General features: G+C 51.8%; 22 protein-coding genes and 2 pseudogenes. 10 read left to right on the top strand and 14 right to left on the bottom strand.

Annotated elements, in window-relative coordinates:
- The first annotated feature begins 174 nt into the window (after nt 1-174).
- The 6 genes and pseudogenes from ACFE33_RS13310 to ACFE33_RS13285 all read left to right on the top strand — a co-directional run bounded on the left by ACFE33_RS13310 (nt 175) and on the right by ACFE33_RS13285 (nt 7,180).
- Nucleotides 175-879, top strand: coding sequence for an IS6 family transposase (locus ACFE33_RS13310; protein WP_380054300.1), 705 nt, complete (start codon nt 175-177; stop codon nt 877-879).
- Nucleotides 880-1,193: 314 nt separating this feature from the next.
- On the top strand, nt 1,194-2,654 hold the full coding sequence (locus ACFE33_RS13305; protein ID WP_380054299.1) for a hypothetical protein: 1,461 nt from the start codon (nt 1,194-1,196) through the stop codon (nt 2,652-2,654).
- Between the two features lie 825 nt (nt 2,655-3,479).
- Nucleotides 3,480-5,375, top strand: coding sequence for an amidohydrolase (locus ACFE33_RS13300; RefSeq protein ID WP_380054298.1), 1,896 nt, complete (start codon nt 3,480-3,482; stop codon nt 5,373-5,375).
- The gene (locus ACFE33_RS13295; RefSeq protein WP_380054296.1) at nt 5,344-5,607 is read left to right on the top strand and encodes a DUF333 domain-containing protein; all 264 of its coding nucleotides are present in this window, start codon (nt 5,344-5,346) and stop codon (nt 5,605-5,607) included. Before ACFE33_RS13300 ends, ACFE33_RS13295 begins: the two co-directional genes overlap by 32 nt.
- Nucleotides 5,608-5,716: 109 nt before the next feature.
- Nucleotides 5,717-6,424: pseudogene (locus tag ACFE33_RS13290) on the top strand (IS6 family transposase).
- A gap of 363 nt (nt 6,425-6,787) precedes the next feature.
- Nucleotides 6,788-7,180 (top strand): RidA family protein, encoded by a 393-nt coding sequence (locus ACFE33_RS13285; RefSeq protein WP_380054295.1) that lies wholly within the window; start codon nt 6,788-6,790, stop codon nt 7,178-7,180.
- A gap of 86 nt (nt 7,181-7,266) precedes the next feature.
- Here ACFE33_RS13285 and ACFE33_RS13280 read toward each other — a convergent pair whose 3' ends face one another.
- The 8 genes and pseudogenes from ACFE33_RS13280 to ACFE33_RS13245 all read right to left on the bottom strand — a co-directional run bounded on the left by ACFE33_RS13280 (nt 7,267) and on the right by ACFE33_RS13245 (nt 15,240).
- The gene (locus tag ACFE33_RS13280) at nt 7,267-7,674 is read right to left on the bottom strand and encodes an OsmC family protein (protein ID WP_380054292.1); all 408 of its coding nucleotides are present in this window, start codon (nt 7,672-7,674) and stop codon (nt 7,267-7,269) included.
- A gap of 737 nt (nt 7,675-8,411) precedes the next feature.
- A pseudogene (locus tag ACFE33_RS13275) lies at nt 8,412-9,207 on the bottom strand (hypothetical protein); the annotation flags it as partial.
- A gap of 473 nt (nt 9,208-9,680) precedes the next feature.
- Nucleotides 9,681-10,679 (bottom strand): isopenicillin N synthase family dioxygenase, encoded by a 999-nt coding sequence (locus ACFE33_RS13270; RefSeq protein ID WP_380054290.1) that lies wholly within the window; start codon nt 10,677-10,679, stop codon nt 9,681-9,683.
- 74 nt (nt 10,680-10,753) lie between these two features.
- A complete protein-coding gene (locus tag ACFE33_RS13265) occupies nt 10,754-12,112 on the bottom strand; it encodes an amidohydrolase family protein (protein ID WP_380054287.1) in 1,359 nt (452 codons plus the stop codon).
- Nucleotides 12,112-12,945 (bottom strand): ABC transporter permease, encoded by an 834-nt coding sequence (locus tag ACFE33_RS13260; protein WP_380054285.1) that lies wholly within the window; start codon nt 12,943-12,945, stop codon nt 12,112-12,114. Before ACFE33_RS13260 ends, ACFE33_RS13265 begins: the two co-directional genes overlap by 1 nt.
- Complete coding sequence (locus tag ACFE33_RS13255; protein ID WP_380054282.1) at nt 12,942-13,724, bottom strand: ABC transporter ATP-binding protein; 783 nt, start codon at nt 13,722-13,724, stop codon at nt 12,942-12,944. The genes ACFE33_RS13260 and ACFE33_RS13255 overlap by 4 nt, the downstream gene beginning before the upstream one ends.
- Nucleotides 13,725-13,729: 5 nt before the next feature.
- Nucleotides 13,730-14,719: an ABC transporter substrate-binding protein gene (locus ACFE33_RS13250; protein WP_380054281.1), complete on the bottom strand. Its 990-nt coding sequence runs from the start codon at nt 14,717-14,719 to the stop codon at nt 13,730-13,732.
- Nucleotides 14,720-14,769: 50 nt separating this feature from the next.
- On the bottom strand, nt 14,770-15,240 hold the full coding sequence (locus tag ACFE33_RS13245; protein WP_380054278.1) for a nucleoside deaminase: 471 nt from the start codon (nt 15,238-15,240) through the stop codon (nt 14,770-14,772).
- Nucleotides 15,241-15,346: 106 nt separating this feature from the next.
- On the opposite strand from ACFE33_RS13245, the gene ACFE33_RS13240 reads away from it, so the two are divergent.
- Nucleotides 15,347-16,249 carry a LysR family transcriptional regulator gene (locus tag ACFE33_RS13240; protein WP_380054276.1) on the top strand — a complete coding sequence of 301 codons (903 nt, stop codon included), beginning with the start codon at nt 15,347-15,349 and terminating at the stop codon, nt 16,247-16,249.
- Between the two features lie 570 nt (nt 16,250-16,819).
- Nucleotides 16,820-18,022, top strand: coding sequence for an aminopeptidase P family protein (locus tag ACFE33_RS13235; protein WP_380054273.1), 1,203 nt, complete (start codon nt 16,820-16,822; stop codon nt 18,020-18,022).
- A 129-nt stretch (nt 18,023-18,151) separates the two neighbouring features.
- On the opposite strand, the gene ACFE33_RS13230 is transcribed toward ACFE33_RS13235, so the two are convergent.
- The 3 genes from ACFE33_RS13230 to ACFE33_RS13220 all read right to left on the bottom strand — a co-directional run bounded on the left by ACFE33_RS13230 (nt 18,152) and on the right by ACFE33_RS13220 (nt 21,162).
- On the bottom strand, nt 18,152-18,685 hold the full coding sequence (locus ACFE33_RS13230; protein WP_380054271.1) for a ricin-type beta-trefoil lectin domain protein: 534 nt from the start codon (nt 18,683-18,685) through the stop codon (nt 18,152-18,154).
- Between the two features lie 33 nt (nt 18,686-18,718).
- Nucleotides 18,719-19,360, bottom strand: a complete 642-nt coding sequence (locus ACFE33_RS13225; RefSeq protein WP_380054268.1) for a PEBP family protein — start codon at nt 19,358-19,360, stop codon at nt 18,719-18,721.
- A 161-nt stretch (nt 19,361-19,521) separates the two neighbouring features.
- Complete coding sequence (locus tag ACFE33_RS13220) at nt 19,522-21,162, bottom strand: hypothetical protein (RefSeq protein ID WP_380054266.1); 1,641 nt, start codon at nt 21,160-21,162, stop codon at nt 19,522-19,524.
- Between the two features lie 226 nt (nt 21,163-21,388).
- On the opposite strand from ACFE33_RS13220, the gene ACFE33_RS13215 reads away from it, so the two are divergent.
- The gene (locus tag ACFE33_RS13215; protein ID WP_380054264.1) at nt 21,389-22,066 is read left to right on the top strand and encodes an NYN domain-containing protein; all 678 of its coding nucleotides are present in this window, start codon (nt 21,389-21,391) and stop codon (nt 22,064-22,066) included.
- Between the two features lie 268 nt (nt 22,067-22,334).
- Nucleotides 22,335-23,180: an urea carboxylase-associated family protein gene (locus tag ACFE33_RS13210; RefSeq protein WP_380054262.1), complete on the top strand. Its 846-nt coding sequence runs from the start codon at nt 22,335-22,337 to the stop codon at nt 23,178-23,180.
- Between the two features lie 310 nt (nt 23,181-23,490).
- On the opposite strand, the gene ACFE33_RS13205 is transcribed toward ACFE33_RS13210, so the two are convergent.
- The 3 genes from ACFE33_RS13205 to ACFE33_RS13195 form a co-directional block, all read right to left on the bottom strand.
- Nucleotides 23,491-24,099, bottom strand: coding sequence for a hypothetical protein (locus tag ACFE33_RS13205; RefSeq protein WP_380054260.1), 609 nt, complete (start codon nt 24,097-24,099; stop codon nt 23,491-23,493).
- 148 nt (nt 24,100-24,247) lie between these two features.
- Complete coding sequence (locus ACFE33_RS13200; RefSeq protein ID WP_380054257.1) at nt 24,248-25,525, bottom strand: carbohydrate porin; 1,278 nt, start codon at nt 25,523-25,525, stop codon at nt 24,248-24,250.
- A 23-nt stretch (nt 25,526-25,548) separates the two neighbouring features.
- On the bottom strand, nt 25,549-26,265 hold the full coding sequence (locus ACFE33_RS13195) for a hypothetical protein (RefSeq protein WP_380054256.1): 717 nt from the start codon (nt 26,263-26,265) through the stop codon (nt 25,549-25,551).
- Between the last annotated feature and the right edge of the window lie 223 nt (nt 26,266-26,488).

Genomic DNA, 26,488 nt, shown 5'->3' with positions numbered 1-26,488 from the left:
TATACCGCGCTAGTTGCGCTTGGGCAAATGGAGTTCGACTGCGAGACGATCATATGCCATCTTCCTATTTCTCGAGACAGCTTAGAGTATGGCGGTGTCAGTGGAAACTGACCTGACGGCACTGTCAGAGGAACTCGGCTTGAGCAGGGCTGGTTTGGGCGATAACGTCTGCCCATGCCAAAGAAAGACCCTTTCAAGTACTTCGAAACCAGCATGGAAATCATCCGCCTTGCAGTTATGCTCTATGTGCGGTTTCCCCTTTCACTCCGAAACGTCGAGGATCTGCTTCACGAACGCGGGGTCGGTGTTAGCCACGAAGCGGTTCGATATTGGTGGCACCGTTTCGGTCCGATATTCGCATCTGAGATTAAGAAGCGACGAATTAGTGGAATGAAATCTAGCCGCTGGCGATGGCATCTGGATGAAGTATTCGTAAAGATAAACGGCGAGCGGCATTATCTCTGGCGTGCCGTTGACCATGAAGGCGAGGTGCTCGAATGTTATGTCACAAGGAAGCGAGATAAGAAGGCTGCGCTGAAATTCCTAAGAAAAGCAATGCGCAAGCATGGACAAGCGGAAGTGATCGTGACGGACAGGATGAGGTCATACGGGGCTGCGATGAAAGAAATCGGCAACGCCCACAAACAGAAAACGGGTCGTTGGCTCAACAATCGGATTGAGAATTCGCACTTGCCTTTTCGACGAAGGGAGCAGGCAATGTTGCGTTTCAGGCGTATGCGAAGTCTGCAGAAACTCGATGCTGTCCACGCATCCATCCACAACCATTTCAGCCAGAACCGAAGCCTCTCCCAACGCGATCACTTAAAGGTCAGCCGCGCCGCCGCTCTGGCTGAGTGGCGCGGTCTTTGCGCAGCATAACGGACAGTCGTGTTGGCCTAGTAGAGACGAGTTCGAATTCGTCTGACACCTCCCACATAACACGAGTTCCGCGCCGCTCACATTTTTAGAGTGGGCCTCATCGTAATCACTCCAGTCTTGCGGATTAAAGTCTGCGTTGCTTCAAGAATTGCCAAGAAAAGCATCTACAAGTCTAGAGTACCTCAGTTTGGAAAAGTAGTCTTGCTTTCGCAACAATACCAAATATCGAAAAAATAAGTTACCATTTGAAACTTACGGAGCCTAAAAGTTTCCAAAATTAGTTTTTTCTACAAAAGATAAACAAGGAAATAGCGGTGAATACTGTTCAAATAAAAACAGGCTTAAAAGTCTTTGATAATGTTAAATTTTACGGGATCATTGCATTACTTTCCATAGCGATAAGTTGTCTTCTATATTTTGGGAGCAATCCGTGGCACTTTCCCCTTGATGACGCATATATAGTCATCGATAACGCCAACACGCTGCTTAGCGGTAACGCCGACGACAGCTATTCGCAAAACGCACTGGTTGGTACGACCAGTGCGGTGCACCTTATTTCGGTTGCGTTTCTAGGGTTATTTGTGGACCTTCCAGTGGCAGCTTTTCTGGCTGCGTCCTTGTTTGCGGCGTTATATCATGTGGGTATTGCATGTCTGTCAATGCAGATTTACCCCTCTAAACTAATTGCGCTTTTATCGGTATGTATTAGCGCTCTCGCGCAAAATAGTTTGCGACAACTCTACGGTGGCTTAGAAACAGGCCTCGCTATGGCAGCTGTTGTTTGGTGTCTTTCGCTTTTTCTTTCTAATTCCCGTTTAATCCTGCCCCTTCTCTGTGGCGTGATGCCTTTTATCCGTCCTGAACTGGCAGCGCTTTCACTGGGGGTTCTTGTTTGGAGATGGTTTGAAAACGGGCTAAACTTAGAAAATATTGCAAGAGATTCCACTCTGTTTTTATTGGGCATCGCACCATGGCTTGTATGGTATTATTTTGCAACAGGGCATCTTACCTCGCAAACAGGATCAGCTAAGATAGCATTTTTTGCTGAAGCAAACCTGCCATTGGCCGAAAAAATGTCCATTGCTGGAGGTGCAATAAGGGAATCTGCAATTCTGCCCCTTCTTGTAGGAATTATTTTCGTTTTTAGAACAAGGTTTTCAGTACCCTTACTCGTCTTTGTTTGCGCGTTTTTAGGTGCTTACCTCATATATTTTCCTAGTGGACTATATCATAATTACTCACGGTATTTATATATTTTGTTGCCACTAGGCATTGTGGGATTTGTCGCGTTTCTAAAACACATACCGGTTACCCATCCGGTGCTGGTCACCGCATTTTTTTTGGGACTGCTGTTTTTAATGCCTCCGCAACTCAACAAGTTTCATGAAACCATTATTGATAGCGCTGACGAGGATCGGGCAGTTGTGGAATGGGCCAATCGCAATTTGCCTGTCGACGCACGCGTCTTGATTCATGATGCAGGCTATTTTGCTTGGGGAACCTCTTTTACGACCTTTGATTTGGTTGGTCTAAAAACGCCATCTTCAATTATTGAGCATGAAAAGTATACTAAACCCTCTATTGGACGGAATAGAAGCGCCGCCCTCAATCAGATCGTTATAAAAAACAATATTACACATGTGGTTATTCTGAATACATTTTTCTGGAATAATATGGCGACAGATCTTGTCAATGAGGGATGGACTCTGAACGCCGTTAGAGAACCAGATGAAAGTGGGTTTGTAATTTACAAAATCTTCAACCCCATGCTTTAAACATCATGACTTTGACACACTCTCATGTCGACTCTCACTCAACTAGAAGCAGGTTTACATAAAACCGCTTAGACGAAGCTTTCTGGAATCTGCACCGGCAGTTTGGGTTCCCGAGTAACATCGTTAATTTGGGCGTAGTAGGCATACCACCCTGCTCAACAAACGCTGGTTTCTGGCAGAAGTTAAAAACGGCCTGATTTTCGGCTGCCAAAATCCCCGTTCTAGACCTACGCAGTTGTTGAAGGCTTTTGGCCCATACGTGGTAGCGGACATTAGCCGCATTGCAGAAAGTCGGTAAAGGGCTCTAAGCTGGCATTAGCTGTAACTTGCACCAGTGTCAGGTTTGGGCCGGATACAGACATCATACGTAGCACTTCAGTTCCGTTCTGCAACGCTGATTGCGCCCTCCTGTAACCAATAAATACCAAACAATATCAATGTTTTACGAACCGCCCTTGGGCGGCCATTCGCGTTGCTATTCCCGCTTGGTGCTACATCAGTGCTACGCTGGAAGCACTGTGGAAGCATAAGAACGCGGTTCAAACGTGTGACGGAAATGCAGCTATATCGAACAAATAGTTGGCGTACGACCCTTGTCGATACTAATGCGAAATTCGTCCAAATGAATATTATGGCGGTGAAATGAATATTATGGCGGTGAACTCAACGGATATTGTCGCAAGAGACCAGATCGACTTTGAAGAATTTTCCCTTGAGAATGGGACTATGCGGAAAATTAGCTATGTTCGAAGATGACAATTGGGTAGTGCTTTCTACAGAAGAGATCCGCATTTTTTGATGAAACTGTTTATGAAGGATTTTCAAATGAAGCAATTTTCCAGAAGATCATTAATCCGTATGGGCCTCTTAGGCGCAACTTCCTTGTGTTCCTCAGGCTTGGCTGTTTGGGCGCAATCGGCATCGCTTGGGGATATCGGGACCGCAATCTCGGTGACTGACAAAGTCACGGTTTATTCCGCGCGCGAAATTGTTACCCTCGATCCCAACAAACCAGCGGCCAATGCCGTCGCTACGGTGAACGGACGCATTCTTGCGGTGGGTTCCCTTTCCGAAATTGAAACCCTCATTGGCGATCAACCCTATGAGGTAGACCTGACGTTTGAGGACAACGTCATTGTCCCCGGCTTTATTGCAGAACACGACCACCCCATGCTTGCCGCCCTCACAATGTCCTCCAAAATTCTCGCCATCGAAGACTGGGTTTTGCCCGACGGAACGGTCCCCGCAGTCAAAGACAAAGCAGACTTCATGGCACGGATGATTGAAGCGGAGGGGGAATTGGATTCACCCGACGAGCCGTTGCTAACATGGGGGTACCACACATATTTCTTCGGTGAATTGACGCGCACCGAGCTAGATACGATAAGCGCGACACGGCCGATTTTCGTCTGGGCGCGCTCCTGCCACGAATTTACCTTGAACACCGCAGCGATGCAGGCGGCAGGCGTTACCGAGGATGCCTTTAATTCTTGGGCAGATCCCGCGCGCAAACAATCAAATTTCGAGGCGGGGCATTTCTGGGAGCAAGGCCTGTTTGCACTCCTTCCCTACATTGCGGAAATGGTTGCCAATCCTGCTAACTTCAAAGCGGGTCTAGAACTGATGCGAGACTACATGCATGCCAAAGGTATAACCTATGGCAATGAGCCTGGTGGTATCCTCGCAAAACCTGTTCAGGATATGGTCAACTCGGTTCTGTCTTCCCCCTCGATGCCCTTCAGGTGGTCCTTCATTCCCGATGGAAAAAGCCTGATAGCCCTTTATGAAGATGATGAAGAAGTCATTGCCGAGACTAAGAAACTCGCAAGCTGGTACGGTGGTATGACCGAGTTTGTGCCCAACCAAATAAAACTCTTTGCCGACGGGGCAATCTACTCGCTCGCCATGCAAGTGCGCGAACCCTATCTCGACGGGCATTTCGGCGCGTGGATGATGGAAAAGGATCTCTTTGAACGTGCTTTCCGTGTCTATTGGGATGCCGGATATCAGATACATATTCACGTAAACGGCGACGCAGGTTTGGACCGTGTGTTGGATAGTCTTGAGGTTAATCAAAGGCGCAATCCGCGCTTCGATCATCGAACGACAATCGTGCATTTCGCGGTGAGTGCGCCGGAACAGGTTGCACGGATCAAGCAACTTGGGGCCATCGTGAGTGCCAACCCTTATTATGTCACCGCTTTGGCCGACAAATACAGCGAAGTTGGATTGGGTCCTAAACGCGCAGATCAAATGGTGCGTTTGGGCGACTTAGAGAGCGCAGGGATATCCTATTCGCTTCATTCTGACATGCCAATGGCACCTTCGGACCCCCTGTTTTTGATGTGGTGCGCCGTAAATCGGGTGACGAGTTCAGGCCGCGTTGCCGATGCGGAGCAATCAGCGTCGCCAGAAGCGGCTTTGCGCGCGGTAACGCTTGAAGCAGCCTTTGCTCTGCGCCAAGAGCACATGCGCGGCAGTATTGAGGCTGGAAAGCTCGCCAATTTCACAATTCTGGACGACAATCCCCTGACCGTCGACACAATGGCAATTAAGGAAATTGGTGTGTGGGGGACAGTGATGGAAGGGCGCAAATTCAAGGCAGGCTCCGCAAAACAAGAGGATGCTTCCTTGCAAATTCCTTCCAGCACCTTGATGACAACAGAGTTTGCTCAAGCCGCGATCAAACATGTTTTTAAGTCTATACATTCCCACGGATAAGATTGGTGACACCAATGAAACGTTACTTTTTGCTGCGCGACTACTAATGGCAATGGCTTTTGGCTTAACCTCTTTCACGCCTGTTATGGCATCGGAAACAGGTGTTACACTGGCAAATCCCGCCGCAGTGTGCTGCGTTGAAAATGGTGGTCATTATGGGATCCGACAAACCGAAAACGGAACCGTGGGCATTTGTATGAAAGAAGATGGAACCGCGAGGGATGCTTGGTAATTGTTTCACGAGCAACACCACCAAGTCATTCTGCTTGCCAATCCTGCGACAAGGCACTGTCAGAGGAAACTGACTTGAGACGGGCAGGGAGGTTTCGTGGCGTCCGATCATGACAAAACGTGACCCGTTCAAGTACTTTAAAACAAGCCCTGACATCATTCGCCTTGCGGTGATGCTCTAGTTTCGATTTCCACTTTCGTTACGAAACGTGGAAGACCTTCTGCGCGACCGTGGCTTCGACGTGTGCCATGTAACTGTGCGTTGTTGGTGGAGCAGATTTGGCATGGTGTTTGCGGCGGAGATCCACAGAAAACGGGTCAGCCGGTTGCCGTGTTAGTCGAACTGGTGATGGCATTTCGGCGAGGTTTCCGTGAAGATCACCAGTGAGCGGCACTACCTTGGGCGGGCTGTAGGCCACGAAGGTGAGGTGTTGGTAAGTTGTGTCACGAAACGCCGGGATCGCACTGCGGCCCCTAAATTCTTAAAGAAAGCGATGAAGCGGTAGGGTCAACCGGAGGTCGTGATCACTGCAAAATTACGTTAATAAGGAGCTGCGATGAAGGTTGTCGGCAACACACGTAGACAGGAAACGGGGCGCTGGAGGAATAATCGAGTGGAGAATTCTTAGCTACCTTTTCGACGAAGAGATCGGGCCATGCACAGCTTTCACTTGATGCGAAGTTTGCAGAAATTTGTTTCCGCCCATGCTTCTGTTTTTAACCACTTCAATCAGGATCGCAGCCTATCGCAAAGGGCTCATTTCAAACTGAACCGAACCGCTGCTCTGGTCGAGTGGCGCGGTCTCGGAGCGACATAAGGGGCAGTAAGGCTGGCCTAGAAGAGACAAGTTCGAATTCGTGCCGACAGCACCGGTAGCTCATTTGGTTAGAGATTTGCTCTACACATCTCTACAAAATTGAGCGTGAGCACAGTTGGCTGACAGTAAAGACGGTGAAAAAGCGCTCGCATCAGCGGTTATTACTGGCCCAATGCCGACCTTGGTGGTCGTTGGAGCAAATGGCAGCTTTGAGCCCATTTTACAGAACGCTACGATGAGCGCGCATGTCGGTATTTCGCGTTGGGGACAATCCCTTTACAAAATTAGCGTAGGATTTGCGAAGAGATTGTGGCAATGGAAAACGGATGAGCCTATGCTGGCATAAAGCGGGAGGCTCATCACATGCGTCAGCTAATCTCCAATGGAAATCCTATGGAAGAAATCGTTGGGTTTAGCCGCGCAGTTCGCGTCGGCCCTTATATTTCGGTAGGTGGAACCGCGCCCGTCGATACCCAGGGTAAGACAGTTGGCGTCGGAGATGTCTTCACCCAAACGACGCAATGCTTTGAAATCATTAAAGCAGCGCTCGAACAGGCAGGCTCTGGGCTTCATGACATCGTGCGGACGAGAGTCATTCTGACCGATATCGACAACTGGAAAGAAGCTATCGAGGCGAGGAAGAAATACTGCGTCGACGCTCGTCCCGTAGATACGATCATGGCAGTCAGCAGGTTTGTGAACCCAGAATGGTTAGTCGAGATCGAAGTTGATGCAGTTGTTGCAGGCAGCCCATAGCGAAATACTCATAGGTTGGTGCTCACGACGAATTTGAACTCTATCGCAGGAAGTTTCTAGTAGCGAGTTCTTATATTGAGTGTGTGCTAAGTCGGCATCGAGATCGATACTGGCACTCCGATGGATATGGAATTGCTAACCATACAACTTGCCTTGGCTTCCTCTACAATCTGGGCGGCTTCGGAACCGTCACGAGTTATGCAAGTGACGACCATTTTAGCCGATGTTGCCATAATTGGCTCACCTTCAAGATTGAAGGTCACACGGACGCAAATCTCGTCAATTACGATCCCACGTTGATGGGCGACGTACCGAGGATCGTTGCAGAAACAACCGCCAATTGCCAAAGCCAGCAGTTCTGCACCGTTGAAGCCTAATCCAAGCCCTCCAGCTATACCAGCAGGTCGATCCGCAACTATGGTATGGCTTCCAGCCCAGCCCATTGCTGCTTCGGTCCCTGCTATGTTGTTTAGGCTTACGTTCACACTGGGCATGTCGAAACCTCGCATTTCTTGCCATCGGATATGTGGCCCGTCTTTAGATGATACTCCTGATCGCTGTGCTTGCAACGGGCTCGTGGCGCAGATTGCAGCGAACCTCCGCAATCCGCCTATTGTGTTCGCCGCTCTTACCGCAACCTTTGTGCTTGGCGCGCGGCACTCAAACGTGTCCTGTTGCTTCCACGATGCTTCCAAAATTGGGTTTATGACGTTCTGCTACTTGGCTGTAGGTTGCTCTCTGGCGTAGCACATCTGTAGCACCGAGCGGAATTAGGCTGAACGCACATATCGTCCATCAGGGCATTAGTATATTGATATTGTTTGATATTTGTTTTTCGGGAGCTCGCTGCCGCCGCTGCCGCCGCTGCCGCCGCTGCCGCCGCTGCCGCCGCTGCCGCCGCTGCCGCCGCTGCCGAACAGAATTTAGGTGCTTAGTATGGTGGTCGCTTCCGTCCCAATCCTGCCATTTATGGCACGCCTCGTCGCTGCAGGGCAGCTTCTCCATACCCGGACCGTGGAGGCATCGCGCAGTAAGATCAGACTGGCCGTCGTCGACCGAGCGGACTTTGCTGACGAACACAGTTATGCCGAGCCTCTTCCAAGATCTATCAGACTCGGCGCCTCAGTGACCTAGGACGGCGATTGGAGCGAACAGACTTGGCCGGCAAAGTAAACTTGGGTGAAGTGAACTCGCGACCAAGCGGCAAACCACTCGGAATGTTGAGTGATCAGAACGCTTTCCCACCATAGGTTCGGCGGTGAACGAGGTCATAACTCCCTTTGCTCGGCAGGGCATACTTGTATGCCCGAGAGGAGGACATGGTTGCGATACTCTGGCCGCAGTCGAACGCACAAACCGTCCTTTAACCAGCGCCGCCGTTTCCTTGGCTGTTTCAGGGGAACTTTGAGCCCTTCGCATCGCCACAGACGTTCGACACGCTTTTCGTTCACTTGCCTGCCAGCATCTCTCGCAAAGCTGCGATCCGACGCTTCTCGGTGAATCCCAATCGCCGGCAAGCCGATGGGATAACCATAGAGCCCAAACTGGCGCGTTAGTTTGATCATGTCGGCCTCCAGGCGATCTTCGTCAGCCCGCCCAGCTGGCAACCGCCTCAGCGTGGACCGGCGCTGCCCCAGGGCTCGGCACGCCGGACGCTCTGAGATGTGGAACCCGCTTCGCACCTGATCAATGCAGGCACGGCGCCGCGAAGGGCTCAGTAGTTCCCCGAACATCTTCTGAAAGTATGAGCTTGCACTGCGCCAAGTCCGACACGCTCTTTGCAGCCGTTCATTCTCTTTCTCAAGCCGTTTTGAGTTCCTTTGGTTGGTCGTTTCCCATGCCGCACTCGCCATTGTCCTCGGACCAATGAGGGGCAAAGGCTCGTTGCTTTCGCCAGCTATGAAAGGTCTGTTCCGTTATCTGCTCCTGCCAGATCGCATCCACACGTGGCATTCCCTAGCCGACAGCACCTCAACCTGCCGTAACTTAGTAACAATCTGTTCGGTATTGGGTCTCTTCATGGCTATCTATGGTTCTTAGTTTCCTAACTATGGGGACGGACTTCCTTTTTTGCGGGGGCCTCAAAGGGAAAGGATCAAACGGAAGACGCTAGAACGCAACGCTTGCATCACCGCCGGCGCGCCGGACAATGCGACCAACTAGATGAGCTGAACAGGCTCTTAGTTTAGGTCACCTTTGGTTCCAAACAATCTGACCGCGGACATTGGTAGCCTACTCTAACCTCAAGAAGCTGACAGTTTTTAATTCTGGCAGTTCGTTAGCTTGGACTTCCGGTAGAAGGTTAGAAGTCTTGCTGAGATCGACGCACATAGCTACAGTGCGTTGATTTTAAACTCAAAATATCGTCGGTAAGGGATTATTGCTGCTCTCACGGTGGAAGAAGCCACAAATCCAATCGTTCTCCTCCTCTCCAGACCCTGCCGCACCTCTGGCGGCAGAGCCTTTCGTGCCGGTTGGAACATACCGACCGACGATCGTATTATTTCTTGCCGAAGTTAGCCCCTAGGCGCATCTGGATATGGTCGTCGCCGGTCATCGGTTCGTACTTTCCCTCTGGCCCCGCCAGAAGCGTGTCCATGTTTGCTTGCGCGAAATAGGCAATAGAGTATCGCGGCCCGAGGGACTCGTTTGGTTTAGGCATCCGAACCCGATGTAGATTTGACAGGAGCTTGTCATCGGACCAGCGCATAAGCATATCGCCGATATTACAGGTAATTACCCCGCCAACAGGTGGGACATCGGTCCATTGAGTGGCGCGGCCTTTTTCATCTTTACCTGGACAAACCTGCAATCCGCCTTGACCGCTTTTCTGGTGTAGCAAAGTCAGGCAGTCAAAATCGGTGTGCGCACCGGCGCGCCAGAATTTGAAATCCTCGGGTTTGGCGTCTTCCATGCCAAGGTAATGGATCAACCTAAGTGTCGACTGATACTCAGGCGTATCCGGGTCATGGCCTTCGGTGAAGAAGCCGGGAGGGAAGTTTAGCCGCTCGGCAAAACAGTCCAGCACCTTCATCGCTACCGCCCAGTTGTGGCGCTCAAATGCAAGCATGGTTTCCTTGAAACCGAAAACCTCCTGACCAGTGGGCCACAACCCTTTCATGCGGGGCAGGGTGATCTGATAGCTTTCTTTTCGATCCGGCGTGCCGGTTGAGGGCCGAACCTGCGCCATGTATTCCCAGCCTGCATTGCTGCCGGGTTTCAGGGGATATTGGCCCTTTGTGTCTGTTGGTAGATCGAAAAAACGCGCGGATATTTGAAAGGCATCATCAATCAGCGTTTGGGGGATACCGTGGCCGGTAAGTTGGAAAAATCCGATACCGGTGGCCGCATCCCAGAGCGCGTCGCTAATTTCTTCCTTGCGGTTAAAGTAGTCCGACAAATCAATCTGCGGCACGTCGCGCTCAATCTCTTCGCCATAGGCGCCCATGCCGGCTTCTTTGTCCAATTCTGTCAGATCATAGTTCTTTGCTGTGCTCATGCGTGTGTCTCCTTTTGTTGCACGAGGGAGCAATGACCTGCGCCGAAGGCGCTGACAGCTTCTACTCCGTTAGTTCAGGCGGGGAGCCGCGACGAAACGCGGGCCAGCCTTTCGGTAATTCGTCGAGCATCCTCGGCCAACGCGCCAAGTTCCAGATGCGGAAGTCTTCCGTTGCGGAGCACAAAACGACCCGCAACCATCACGTCGCGTGCTTTGGCTGCGCCACTGACCATGGGCGCGAGGGCAGGGTCATGCAGACCGAAATTGCGCGCGTCCGACAGATCAAACAGGCTAATATCTGCGGCCATCCCCGGTGCAATCCGGCCCACCGCGGGTAGATCAAGCGCCTTGGCACCGCCCATCGTGGCCCAATGCAACAAGGTGCCAGCGTCGATCGCCTCAACGCCATGGGCAGCACGATGCAAGGCAAACGCTGTATAAAGCGCACTTCCCATATCTGCAGCTTCATTTGCGCCTGCGCCATCCACAGCCATTGATACAGTGCCGCCCGCCGCATGAAGAGCAGGCGCCGGTGCAATTCCCGACCCAAGCCGAGCATTTGCCTGCGGGCAATGAGACATGGCGGTTCCTGTTTCCGCCAGAAGCGTGATTTCATCAGCGGTGATGTCCACCAAGTGGGCAAACCAGACATCCGACCCCAACCAGTCCATCTTGGCCAGCCACGGCACAGGACGCAGACCAAACGCCCGCTGGGTCTGAGCTGCGTAAGCCGTGTTCTCGGAAAGATGCGCATGTAGACGCACCCCCATATGACGGGCTTCCTGAGCAATCTCGGGCAGCGTTTCGGGAGCAAAGTTGAAATTCGGTGTGGTCGGCGCACAGGCCACACGCGTCATGGCATCGGGCGATGGATCATTCCAACGCTTTGCTGCTGTTTCAATGCCTTGCAAAAAGACGGGAACGGATTCCACGGGCGCCGCTGGCACCTCCGCTCCAAAATCCCGACCTCGTGACATGCCACCACGGGCCAACACAAAGCGGATGCCAAATCTTGCGGCTTCCTCAAACAATACCTCTGCCGGATCATAATCATAGCGGTCCGAAAACACATAGTGATGATCACAAACGGTACTGACACCGGATAGTGCCAATTCCGCCAGCCCAATTCTTGCCGAAACGCGAAGGCTTTCTTCGTCAAGACGTGGCCAATAAGTATACGGTACTTGCTCCAGCCATGGATCCAGCGGTTGATTGATTGCCAAGCCTTTCAGCGCCGATTGAAACAGGTGGTGATGAGTATTGATCATACCTGGCGTAACAACACATCCTGAGGCGTCTAAGACTTCTTCACCGGCTTTGGCCACGAGATCGCCGATTTCCGTGATAATGCCGCCTTCAATGCGAATTGCGCCAGTGAGCCGCGTTCCGTCTTTGTCGCCGGTCCATCCGTGAGCGATATTTTTAATAAGCATTATCGGTGCCCTTTCGGAAGAGACCATGGAAAGAACAGCCTTTGCACCAGACTGACGGACTGAAACAGGGACAGCGAGAGTGCAACAAGAATAACGAGTCCCGCCCAAGCCTGCGGCAGTTTGAACATCGACGTGGAAAACTGGATGAAATAGCCGATACCCACGTCAGCCGCCACAAACTCGGAGACAACGGCCCCAATGACCGCCAGCGTGATTGAGATTTTCAAGCCCGAGAAAATATAGGGTACGGCGTAAGGCAATCTGATCTGGGTGATCTCGCGCAGTTGCGGCGCACGCAGGCTTCGCGAAAGTTCGATCAGTTCGGGAGGTGTGGCTGTTAAGCCCGTCGTCATCGAAACGACCAGCGGAAAAAACGAAATCATAAAGGTTATGACGATGCGCGGTGCATCATCCGTGCCTAGTACCACAATGATAATCGGAGCAACCGCCACCACCGGGACAGATTGTATGACCACAAGCAAAGGATAAAGCGCGCGCGACAATAGACGCGACTTCGACAGGCCTATGGCGATTGGAAGTGACACAACAATCGCTACGGCATAACCAACCAGAGCAACGCGCAGCGTCGCCCACACATGCTCTCCCCATCGCGCCATATCTATGGCGCTAAACCCCTCTGCGATACGGCTCGGTGCTGGCAGGATAAAACTAGGAACATTGAAGAATCGGACAGCGACTTCCCACACAATAAGTAATGTAGCGAAGGTGAGTAGCGGGAGGGCTGCTGGCAGTGCAATCAATCGGTCTTTTAGCGAAAGCACTGGCCCTTCGGATGACGCAACGGGTGCGGCTATAGCGGTTTCTGTGCTCACAGGACTGTCTCCTTGGAAATCAACAGATTGCGAAGGTCAGCGGTGAAATCCAGTACCTCCGGTTTGCGCAGGGCAGCCTCGTCGCGTGGGCGTCCCAAAGGTACCTCGAGATCTGCGATGATCCTGCCGGGACGAGCGCTCATCACGACAACTCGGTCGGCAAGCAGCACGGCTTCGGGGATCGAATGCGTGATGAATAGTACTGTCTTAGGGCTTCCCTGCCAGATTTTCAGTAGCTCAAATCCCATGCTGTCACGAGTTAGCGCATCTAGGGCAGAGAACGGTTCATCCATCAGTAGAATGTCGGGGTTCAAAAAAAGGGCGCGGGCAATGCCAACGCGTTGCTGCATTCCGCCCGACAACTCCGACGGCAGACGCTTTTCAAAACCTTCCAACCCTACGGCCTTAATGACGTCGGCGGCGCGAGCGCGGTCCGTACTGCCCACGCGCCCGCGTTTGTGTTTGGCGGGAAATGTGACGTTGTCGAGAACATTCGCCCAAGGAAGCAAGGTCGGCTGCTGAAAGACTATGCCGATATCGTCACGTGGCCCTTGGACAGGATATCCATGCACCGCAAGGCTGCCGCGCGTTGGCTGCATCAACCCTGCAGCCAGCCGCAACAGTGTAGATTTTCCACAACCCGACGGCCCGAGTACCGCAACAAACTGATGTTGTTCAATTGTTAGGTCCACTCCGTCGAGAGCGGTCAGAGGACCGCTCTCTGTGGCGAAGGTCTGGCCCACATTTTCAAAAACGATGGCATCTTTAACGAGGGCCATTTCGATCAGTTCTCCATCAAGAAAGAACGGTCAACGACTGTTTCAGGGTCAAGTGCGCTCGGGTTCAAGCCCTGTGCCGCCGCAACTCGTGCCCATGTCGCAGCCAAACGTTCCGCGTCGAATGTGCCGAGGCCCAATTGATCGGTGACTTCGTTGAACGCAAGTTTAGATGCATCAAGCCAGCTTCCCTTTACATCTTCAGCCGAAAGCTCCGGCACCTGTGCAGCCACCGCGGCTGCTGCGGCATCTGGGTTCTCGTTGGCGAACTCTAAAGACTGCTTAAAGGCCGCGATAAAGCGTTTGGCAACATCTGGGCGTTCGGCAAGGAAAGTGTCGTTGGCCACCAGCGCAGCGGAGTAAAGCTCCAAACCAGCATCAGACCACGGTAGAATTACCAGTTCTTTGCCTGCCTCTTCTGCTTGTCCTTGATAGCGGGAAATATCGGTCAGCCACGCGATGATCACGTCACTTTGTCCTGTCATCAACAACGGTCCCAATGCGCCAGGATCGGATTTAGTCAAGGTGATGTCGTCCTCGCTTAAGCCGTTGTCTGCCAGCACGAGCGGAAGGAACACGTTCGATGAGGTAAAGGGTGAGGTCGCGACGGATTTTCCCTTTACATCGGCCAGCGTGGTGATGCCGCTTTCGGTGGTTGTATAGAACGCATGAGGTCCGACGTTAAACACCGACATAACACCAGTTACCGGCACATTTTCGGTCGCCACTGCTGCCATCAACGCACCGACGCCAGCGCTGCCGATATCCGACGTACCCGTCGCGATTTTGGTCACAGCTTCAGAAGAGCCACGCCCTGGCTCGATTGCAATCTCAAGCCCCGCGTCAGCACAGAAACCTTCCTCGATGCAGACATAAATTGGTGCCTTGTCGCCCCCGGGGAGCCAGTCCAGCTGATATGTGACCTTGTCTTGTGCAAAGGCGGGTAGCGCAATGGAGGTGAAGAGCGCAGCTGCGCCAAGTGTGGATTTTGTCGTCATCAAACAGTCCTTTGGGGTGAGTGGATTGAAGGCTGGGAATTGGCAGTCGATCACCAAAACCCTTTATGCGAGTGGAGAATTTCGTCTTCGAGTTCAGGGAAAGGCCCCACGACTTTCACCTGCCGTTGACCCGCTGCCAGTACTTCGCGGCACGGCAACGACATCGTAAGGTTCTCGGGGTTATCACCGGTAAGCTCGGCAAGTCTCTGTTCGGTTACTCCAAAGACAAGCCGACCAATTCCCGCCCAATAGATTGTACCGGAACACATGGAGCAGGGTTCGAAAGCGGAATAGAGCGTGCAGTTTTCTAGAAAGTCGGCGTCGTATATTTTGGCCGCTTCCCGCGCGAGATTTGTTTCGGCGTGACCGGGGCCTTTGTCGGTAGAATAAGCGTTGCCCATCGTCATCAGAACCTTGCCATCTGCGTCGGCCAATACGGCGCCGAAGGGGTGGTTTCCTTCCTCGCGGGCTTGGACCCCAACGCGGATAGATTCTCTGAGAAGCGTTATGTCGTCGGTCACGTCTGGTTCCTTTGTTCTGGCTCTTCTAATCCTTAGCAACAGCGTGGGTGTTTGAAAAAGTAGAAAGAACTTCACATAGCGTTGCAAAATACTTTACACTCACGCCATGTCCGCTTTTTCACGTGAAATCAGATCCTTCTTGGTTGTTTCCCAATCGGATTCGATCCGAATGGCTGCCGAAAAGCTCAATATTTCGGCGCCAGCGTTGTCTCGGCAGATCCAGTTGCTGGAACGCAGCTATGACGCGCAACTATTGGTGCGAAGCGCGGGCGGCGTGGCGCTGACCGCCGAAGGAGAGGCTTTGCGCGACGAAGCTATGCGATGGATGGCCGCCGATGCGGCATTTTCAAAACGTATCCATCAGGCGGGCAAGACCTCCGACTTGCGCCTTAGGATCGGCGTGATGGAAGGGCTGGTCGGCAGTCTTGTCACCCGCCTAACGGAGCATCTTGAGACCATTTACGAGGAAGTCGAGCTCGAGCTTTATGTCGGTACAACCGGAGACATTATCGATCGAGCCGAAGCGTTGGAGTTGGACCTTATCATCGCCTTCAACATGCCGCGCCTGTCTCGATTGATCGTCGTGCAAACAGAAGAGTACCACCTCGGAGCTGTTTACGCGCCCTCTCTGGGTCTCGCAGGTGAAGGGCCAATACCGTTGGCCGAGGTCTTGCGCTATCCGCTTTGCCTACCGTCGTCAGCGCTATCCATGCATACGCGACTGCTGGCGGAAATCCTGAGCGAGCGCATCAATCCACGGGTCCGCATTAGTTCTAATTCAATCGGTGCGCTTCTAATCTATTTACGGCAGGGTAAAGGGATTGGTTTTCTGACATGGCCAGACGTCCGCGCCGATGTTGACGCCGGAAGGCTGATCTTCCGCCCCTTGGACAAGCGCCGCCTAACAGAATCGCTCAGCATTTCGATATGTCGCGGCAACAGCCTCGGTGAAATGACCGGACCGGTCGTGCGCGAAATATCAGCCCTGCTGGAAGAGCTAGGGAAATAGCGGAACATACGAAGAAAGTGCTTCTGGCTCATATTAACCTCCGAGTAGTGGAGAGCGAACCAGATGCATCTTAGCAACGCCGCAAATCTGTCCTGAAAGGCAGGTTCTCTTCAGTAGATTGCTCAACTCACGGCAATGAAGCCATGACTGGTATCAATTGGATGCAATTCAGGAGGAAATACTTCCGTAAATGTATTTTTGAATAGAGAGCAGCCCCTGAAGGGTAAATTCTACTTGGTAGATAAACGTTTGGTCGGAAGGCAGGGGGTAGTGTAGGCGGAAACAGGTTGCCAAGCCTACAAAGTATGCATCCGAGTATACTGAAACATGCCTATCACATATGTTCAAATGAAAACTGACAAGGTCGTACAATCCGCGTTATCAAAAATGACTTGCCTTCACGATCCATTCTCCAGCAAATTGAACACAGGGTAGGCGATGGCGTCGCTAGCATTTGAGTGCAAACCCAATTCCCTTTCCTGAACGCCGGGATTTTTCTTTGCTGCGGCGCAGTTGAGGAAGGTCGACTTCCTTAATCTGTGCTTTGGCATGATGATGAAGGAGCCAGAAATGGATCGTCCAGAGTTCTATCGGTTTCATCAGGGCGAAAAGACCCTTCCCTTTGAACCTCAAGAGTATGAAAGCCGCCTAAATCGTCTACGGGCGGATATGGCCGCGCATGGCATTGATGCCTGCGTTTTCACATCGATGCACAATGTGGCTTACTATTCAGGGTTTCTGTATTGCGCATTCGGGAGGCCATATGCCTTGGTGGTAACGCCCACTGATGATGTTACAATTAGTGCGGGTATCGACGCTGCCCAGCCCTGGAGGCGGAGTTATGGCGATAATATCACCTACACGGATTGGCAGAGGAACAACTATTGGCGCGCTGTGGTTTCCGTTACCGGCACAGGTAAGACTATAGGCCTTGAGGCAGATCACCTTACCCTCGCGCAGAGTGAGCTGATGGACAGCTTTTTGTCACCAAGAGCCACGATAGATGTAGCTCCAATCACGATGCGCCAGCGCATGCACAAGTCAGCAGCCGAAATTGAGTTGATCCGCTCTTGTGCGCAAGTCGCCGACGTTGGTGGGTACGCGATAAGGGCCGCAATAAGGGCGGGCACGCGCGAGATTGACGTTGCCATGGCTGGTCGTGACGCGATGGAGCTTGAGATTGCAAAACGCTTTCCAGATGCTGAGTACCGCGATACGTGGGTTTGGTTTCAGTCGGGCATAAACACCGATGGCGCACATAATCCCGTCACCGGACGCGTATTGCAGCGAGGCGATATCCTAAGCCTAAATACGTTCCCTATGATCAGTGCATACTACACCGCGCTTGAGCGCACTTTGTTCGTAGAGAGTGTGGATCCTGCCAGTTTGAAGATATGGGAAGCTAACGTTGCCGCCCATGAGTATGGCATGAGCCTCCTTAAACCAGGCGCGAGTTGCGCGGAGGTAACGGAGAAAATCAATACCTTCCTTGAGGAGCGCGATCTGCTTCAATTCCGGACATTTGGCTATGGGCATTCCTTTGGGATTTTGTCGCACTATTATGGTCGCGAAGCGGGGCTGGAGTTGCGCGAAGATATCGATACGGTGCTGGAACCGGGTATGGTTATTTCAATGGAGCCTATGTTGACTATTCCAGAAGGGACAGCCGGCGCAGGTGGTTATCGTGAGCACGACATTTTGGTGATTACCGAGAACGGCAATGATAACATCACTGGCTACCCTTATGGACCGGAGTTCAATGTCATCTCTTGATACGAGAAACAGGAGGCTGATCGCCTCCTGTTCACATCTGTCGTCAGTCTCGGCACAGTTCAAGCAAGCTTCCTAAGTTCTGCGCACTCGGGTCTTAAAGATGAAAATGTGCAGAGCAGGTCTGCTTGATTACTCGGCGCTGCGATAACCCCAGTGTTGAGACGCTGCGGCATCCGCCGAGCATTCGGCAAGCTTCAACTCTTTGATTTGGTTCTGCTCGCTGCGGCCGAAACGAGTGTCGTCACCAAGTGTCACGCAGAGGTTTGGTGTTGAGGTAGGGGTGATGGTGCCCTCTCCCGAGAAGTCAAAACTCTGCGCTTCGGAGCCGTCGCAGGTAGCAAGCTCAAGTGAGGCGCCGGCTTCTGGGCCAGCAGATTGCAAGCAGACTTCGAACTCGGGCATATAGAAAACGCCCTTCGCGAACTGCTCGGGGTCAAAGGCCTGATCAACGAACACCTCGCCAGAGGGGCTGTAGCAGGTGTGCCCTTGCAGCCCGTTGTCGGGGTTGGCTTGTGGGCCTTGACCACCGGAGATGTCGATGCAGTAGCCGTCTTGGATATTGTCGAGCTTGTCGATGGCGTACACCTCAACATTGGCGGCGTACGCGGTGCCCACGCTGAGGGCTGCAACTAGAGGGGTAACTAAGAGTGTTTTAGATGTCATCGGAATGTCCTTTAAAGAAATGTTTAGCTAAGGTTAGTTGACTGTAAGTCGACACAATATAGTGTTGCTTTGCTCGAGATCAGGCCCCCAGATAAACTGTGCATCTTGCGACCAGTTGACCTCGTTGTAGCCGAACTTCGGATCGACATCCGCCGCTGAATAGACCGTCGCGCTGGGCCAACTAGTGGTGTCGAAATCGGCAGTGTCCCATCCATCTGGCTCGTCCATTGCCGCAAAGCCACAGGTACCTTCACCTGGAACGGGGTCGCTTTCGGCTTCGCAAGATTTGTCGAGCGGTGCGGTATGGATAACCTCGCATTTCCAATCGGCGTTACTAACGGCCACAGTCTGTTCGGCGCTATCAAGGATTTGCAGGATCACCCCGCCGTCGCCCATCTGTTGACGCCTCGTTCCAATATACTCAAGGCCTGTATCGTTTTCTTTAAAATCTTTGGCGACTAAGCCTAAAGTGAATGGGCGCTCGGCCTCGAAGGTGAAGGTTTCTTTATTGAACGAACGTTCTGTCGTGATTGGTACGCTGTCGACCATGACGCGCGCTCCATCAACGCGCAGTTCGAACCAGTTATCGGCCCAGACATCGGCGGAAAACTCTTCGGCGTTCGCTGCAGAAGCAGTGATGGCGGCTAGACAGATTGTTGTGAGAAAATGTCTCAAGATACTCTCCTTAATGTAATGCTAACTCTAACGCATGAGGGTCGAAGTTCCGTCGCATGTTCGGTGAATAATTTCTTCTCAGCGCACGAGTATTTTAAGAGGCCGCGAGGCTTTTACGGCTACGGTTCCGCTAAACTTGGAAATCGATGGTCGTCTGGTCGTTAAGAAATTTGTTTCTGGCGACAATAGCAGGACGCCTTGATTGGCACTTCTGCACGCGCAGTGGCTTTGTCGAGTTGCAACTTAATATGCGCCGCCTCCAGCGTTTCGCCGCGCCGCGTCAGGCACTCGTGCAACCCATGCAGGCTCCAAACGTTGCCGGGATGCTGGCAGGCTCTGCTCAGCGTGTTATCGAGTCCCAGATCGGCACGATAGACTGCTTCAGCTTCTTCCACGTGTCCTTGTTCAAGCAAGAGCGCGCCCAATGCGTGTCTGGTTGGCTGCATCCAGCCCCAAGGTTCATCATAGGGAAGGTTATCGTCAATTTCGACCGACTTGCGCAAATGTGCGAAGGCGGTTTCGTGCTCTCCCTTGTGATAGGCGAGTTCACCCAACATCATTTGCTCGGCAACGCTCAGAATGTCTTTGCAAGTATTGTTGAACAGCATCCGCGACTCCGGCACTCGCTCAACAGCATCGTAGAACAGCGCCTTCTCTATCTCGGCTTCAACGAGCTGGGCCGTGTTCGCCAATGCCACCGTGCGCGCATAGCGCATCATCGCCAAAGTCACACAGTAAAGCTCTTCGTCGACGGGTAATTCTTGAGCCAATATATCCTGCCAGCGCCCAAAACGGATCAACACGTGTTGCTTCATCGGAATGAACCCTTCGAACCAATCGGCCATGGGTCGCAGGGTTTCGGCGGGCAGGGTGGATACCAACTCTGCTGCAGCTTCCAGCGCTTTGGATGGCTGTCCAAGGAACATCGCGCCGTAGATTTTGAAATGATAGTTGTGACATCGGTAAACTGAATAGAAGTTGTCCGCGCCTGCGCGCGCGAGGAACTTCCCGTCGGCCTCTATCGCTTTCTCGTTGCGCAAAACGACATTCATGTAGTCGCCGCAAAGAACATCTATGTGGGTCGGCATATGCAAAAGATGGCCCGCGTCAGGCATGAGCGTGCTGAGTGCGTCCCCGTGACGGAGTGCCTTTTCGGGGGTCGGTGACATTTCCATAAGGTGGATATACATGTGCAACAGCCCTGCGTGCGACCACGCTCTGGGTAGTGTTGCAAATGCGTTCTCTAGCACAGCAATGGCCTCAAGCGTATCTGCACCTTTTGCGGGCTGACCTGATGGCAGATCCCACAACTGCCATGGTGTTCGATTCATGATCGACTCTGCGAACAATGCGCAGACATCAAGGTCATCCGCGAAATCCGCGTGCACCTTGCGCATCGCATTCGCAAACGCATCGTTCCAAGGGCTAAAGTCTTCGATCTTTTCGGTGTCTGGATAACGGGAAGGCAGCGCCGTGATCAAAGCCTGCTCAACCGGTGTTAGGTGATCAAGTTGCTGAAGAGCGGCGCGGATCGACTGTTGAGCAAGCTCAATACAGTCCGGCTTCTCCTCCTCTTCGAATGTCTCCCACGGCTTGTTGTAGTTCGGGCCGATGCAATAACCGATGCCCCAGTGGGCCATCGCGCAATTGGGATCCTCTGTCAGCGCGTTTCGAAAGCATGTGATCGCCTCTTCATGGTTGTAGGCGTAGGTCCACGCTAGGCCACGATTGAACCACATTTGAGCGGAGCTTGACGACGTCGTAACTTTCCGCGCGTAGGAGCCAAGGTCATAGTATTCCATATCGCGTCTCCTTGTTCGCCAGCCATACTAATGCGATCCGCTAGGTTTTGGTAGTCTCCCGCGTGTAGAGGCCGGAGTTGCACTTCGCTCGAAATGAGAAGATGTGCTGCTGCATAGACCATATCTGAAGGGCGCGCACCTTTGCTCATTGTCCTTCAGTTGCTGTCAAATTTTCGACGTATTTCCATTTCAGTATCCCCTTAATTTCTTTGACTTGGAGCTTCGGATGGCGCGAACGGTTTCTGTGCTTATTGATGGTGATAACATTAGCGGAAAATACGCAGAGAAAATTCGTTCCATCGCCGCAAAGCACGGTGATGCGACAGTCGTGCGAGTCTATACTGATGCACAGCGCCCTTCCGATTGGCATGATGCGGCTGGGTTTCGAATGCTGCACGCGGGAACCGGCAAGAATGCTGCCGACATTTTGCTCGCATTGGACGCGATGGAGCTATTGTTGTCTCGAAATGCTGACCTTTTCGTAATCGCGAGTTCTGACGGGGACTTCACGCACCTTGCCACTCGATTGCGCGAACATGGAGCGACGGTCATCGGGATAGGTGAAGCAAAAGCACCAAGCGCATTCCGAACCTGTTGTACTGATTTCGTCGAGATCGGTCCAAAGCCTCCTGTGGCAATCGTTCCCAAAGCTGCTCCGAATGTTAAGCATTTGGACTTGAGTATTCGAGCCATGATTGAGGAGCATAGCATCAAGGGCGAAGGCATGCGTATCGCGGAACTCGCGCGGAAGATGCAAAGCAAGCATGGTGTCCGCATTGGTTCATATCCAGAGAGGAATTGGCGTACGTATCTAAGTTCACGTCCGGCGTTATACGAACTGGACCCGCGTGGCCCTGAAGCGATGGTGCGCTTTCGTCCCAAAGGTTTTGCCTGCGCAGCGTGAAGCAACAGAGCACAGTCGCATAGGCAATACTTGAGTTGTGGGTTGGCGGTGTAGATGGCCGTTGGTGGTCTGGTCGCGCTTATGTTCCGATCTCTCTCAAGCAATGTTTGCGATGAAGGAGATTGGGTATGGCAACGATATACACAGGCGCGCCAGCCTGCCAGCGCGATCAGGCACCGCAGATATAACGAATACTATGTTTTTCCTACGACTCGAATGTCTTAAGATGCGACAACGATAGCGACACATTGAATGAAAGTTTTCTCAAATGAGACATCTGCCCCTTGATGCACAAGCCCGCCGCGAGGTTGAGCCGGTTATCTGCTATCCAGTGGAAAGCCTGCCAGCTCCGGATATGAAGCAATATAGAGATGCGCGTGAGGGGATGGATCTAAAGGAGCGTATCGTTGTACCACCTCGTGAAGCGTGCACTTTTAGCGTGCCTGAGGGGCATTTTTTCCGAATTATCTGTGAGGGAGGACCGCAGGTTGGAGATTTGAATTTGTGGAATGCAAACGATCTAAGGGAAAGATTTTATTCAGGGAAAACCCGTGCTTTGCATGGGACGCATATTACGACGGGTGAGAGAATGTGGTCGAGTTTCCCGTATCTGCGGCCGATGGCAACTGTGACTGATGACACATTGGATTGGTATGGGATCGACGCGTTTGGCGGATCAGTGCACGATGTGATTGGTACACGATGCGATCCCTATACCGGACGCCTGCTGTCGGGCCATGACTATCATCATTGCTGTCATTCTAACCTGACGCGCGCGTTGGCCGATCACTGCGGCTTGCCTCTATCAGGGGCCGAGGAACATGTGCACGATGTGCTGAACGTGTTTATGTGCACAGGCTTCACTCGCGATACTGGCCAATATTTCATGAAGGCAAGCCCGGTGAGGCCGGGAGATTACATCGAGTTTTTCGCAGAGATTGATCTATTAGGCGCTTTGTCTGCCTGTCCCGGTGGTGATTGCTCCTCAGAGCACTCCAGCGACACAGCCGCCTGCTTCCCCTTGGTGGTCGAAGTTTATTCTCCCGAGGACGGGGCATTGGGCGATTGGAAAAGCCCCGCGTTCAATGCTTATTCGCGCAGCCATGGACGTTAGGGAAAGATCTCAAAACGGCCAGAAGATGGTCGCCTTGAGATCATTGTCGCGTACTCTTGTTCTCGTACCGTCATTCACGCGCAAACGTCCTTGCTGCAGTCGAGCCATCGAGTCATCGCGCTCCAGTATCTGTCCCTCTGTTTGCTAACTTTAGAGGCGGTCCAGCTAAAAGCGGGAGGAACAAGGTTAGCCCGAACTATCAGATCGAATAAAGAAGGATCAGCGCAGCTCTCAGGAGGTGTTGAATATCCACTGAAATAGTTTCATGTGCAGATGGGAATGGCATTCAGGACTTCGTTTAAATTAATAGTTAATCGAACCTTCCTGGTCTGATCTCATTGTAAGGTATTATTTCCGCGCAGGAATTCATTGCGACCTCAGCCGAAATGATGGGTCCAACAATCTCTGCCCCAGAATTTTTGCGCAACTGATATTTAATGGTAACAAAGCCTTCAAAATCGGTCGCAAGACGCGCGCTAAATTTAGGCACCCATCCTTCTCCTCCGCGATATGAGAAGCTACAGCAACCTTCATTTACCTCAAGAAATTCTTCCACCGAAGAGGCGGCTAAGTAATCTCCTTCGAATGGCGAATAGTCAGTGGCTTTAGAATTATACAGATAGGTACCATAAAACCTCATATTGCCCTCAGAGTTGTGGAACTTCACAAGATGCTCCAAAGCATTTTCAATGAATTCATCATCGCTCTTGTAACAAAGATATCGACAGCCCGACAAAGCAAATGACACAACTCCAACCATCGAGGCAAGAAACACTCCCTTCTTCCAGTTTACGCCGTCTGCCCTGTATCGAGACCCGATTAATTTGATAGCCATAACTTCTGAATTCAGTTTGATGTTTCTATTCGTCGTCAGAGATTTTGGAATAGATGGCGGACAAATACTGCTAACCAGCCCCACTTGTGCATCTCCAGATGAAACGTTAGCGACTGATTGGCATTTGGTCCATCGGCGCGATGGTCTCCAGAGTGAACTGTGTACATGAATTACACTCACGCACGGCATAACAAGTTAGCTTTAGGATGTTTTCCAGCTCTCCGATGAGCAATCAGAATGTTAAGCGTAGCCGTAGTCCAGCTGTGATTACATCGTCAAAAGCTGTTGATGCGGCTGGGTTCTTAACCCATTGAATAGACGGCGTGATCACCACGTTTTGGGCCAATGTGAACCTATAGAAAACCTCACTTGTTATTTGGTCACGCAACAATTTGTTAGAGGGTTGTCCCCAGTTTACCGCAAACGCTAAGGCGTCATTTGATACGCGATGTTTGGTATTCAAGCTAATTCCCAAACCAACGGTCATATCTGATTTCATTAGTGAAGCATTGCCATCGGAATACCCAGCAATAACAAATGGAAACCACTTGTCATCGAACAGCCTGCTGGCCAAAAAGGTTACGCCCTGTGAGGCAGGAATGCCTTTTTCTTTGAGCTTATCTTGGTGCCAGAACTGAAGGCGCACGACATCCCATCGACGACGATCTGGTGTCGTCGGCCAATAGCGGAATTCAATGGAGTGATAGAATTCACGCTTCCCAATTGTATCAAACGGATTATCTGCGGTCTTCGCGTTTGCATCGTGAATGCCGGCAACTACGCCAAAGTGTGGCGTTATCTCGTAAGCTACCCCTGCACCAAAACCGCGTCCAGGGGACGGCTTGGTCAAGCTGCTTTGAAGGGCGAGGTTTTGAAATCCGCGGAGGCTGGAAGAAAGCGCATGGCCGTTATACCAGGATAGGGCACTAATTTTGCCGCCGACGAAACGAAACTTTCCGTCGAACAAAGATTGCCGCCACGCGAATTCTGTGAGCGCGGTACCAAAGTCGCTAAAACCACCGGATGGTTTTACCCCGCCGTATTGGTAGGCAAGACTTGTTGGCGGAATTGGAGTACCAAGGGTCGTTCGGTTCTCAAGTCTAAAGGTTAGTTGGCCTTCATTTTTTGTGCCGCGCCCGACCAATACCCATGAGCCTTGAAGCTGAAACCGTCCCCCTGCGGCGTTAGTTTCTCCAAGGCTTCTGTTAACTTCTTGGTGGGACGATTGAAGGCTAAATTGCAGCTTTAATCCTGTCTTATCATTAAGGCGCTTCTTCCAATCAAACCATGGCGAAAAGAACTTCTCGGCTCTTGGAAAACTGAGGACCCCATCAACGCGCTCATCATCAATTGAAAGATCCTCGGTAACTGAGTCACCCGTTTCGAGACTGGAAGTCTGCGAATAGCCTGACAGCGTGTTGGTTTCAGGTGATCCCTGAGAAAAGGAAGCGGCGCCAATCAGACAAGAGAGGCCTACTCCCGACAGACAAGATATTAGGAACCTTCTCATCTCGCCCCCCTTTATTTGGCTCATTACTCAGCAGGATTAAAGAGCGTGTAGTATTGATGCATGTCATCCCCGACCATTTGTACAGGTGTGTCCGAGCTACCAGAGATTGTCATATCGCTTTCAGGAATGGATACGCGAAAGCTCCAACCTTCCGCTGGTGTTAACTGATCCGCAAGATTGTTTGGGTCGCCTTCGCGCACGTTGCCGCCATAAGCGTTTAAGACATATGAGTTTCCATCCGCATCGACCAGTTCATAAACAGGATTCCCTGCTTGAAAGATCATTGTTTGGTTCTTTGCGCTTTCATACGGGCTATAGGGTTCTGATCCCTCGCCAGCACCAAGAGCCTCGATAGGAAGAGTTGCTGCATAGCGTGCCTCTATTCCTCCGAATGTCTTGGTTTCTCCAAAATTAACTGTCTGTTGATCCATTGCCCAATATTTGGGGCCGTTCAGTTGTGCTTTCACTGCACTGTGATTTTTCGCAATCGCCTCAACATCCAAAGCATCCCATAGCTCGGAGGGACAGCCATTTGATGCAGACGTATTATAGATTTTCACTTCGTCCTCGAAAATCAACAAGAACTCGCAAAATTTCATGCCGCGCGTTTCTGTGAGTGTGATTGGTTGCACCGTTTCATCGGCTGCTGCCGGACAAGCGAGACCGATGGGAATGGATGCCGCTAACAAAGTTCCGAACAGGAATGTTGTTCCAAGTTTGCTTTGATTTGTCCTCGTCATCCCGAAATCTCCCAGGTTCATAATTGCGTGCGATTCCAGGTAGGAACAGGCATTTCAATTTTCGCCGCAATTCTTAAATAGCCAACTTAGGCGCTCCAAATTCATCCAAAATGAAAAAACGCCAGCTTATCTAATCATTGGGGAAACGGTAGCACGCTCACGGGAACATTCGTTAACCTTACGCGCCATTTTTTTAATCCTATAGAAGGCATTGGCTATTAGT

It is taken from the genome of Falsihalocynthiibacter sp. SS001, from assembly GCF_042445055.1.
In the GTDB taxonomy this organism is placed as follows: Bacteria; Pseudomonadota; Alphaproteobacteria; order Rhodobacterales; family Rhodobacteraceae; genus Falsihalocynthiibacter.
The sequence above is the reverse complement of the archived record's forward strand: the minus strand, read 5'-3'. Positions and strand labels throughout refer to the sequence as shown.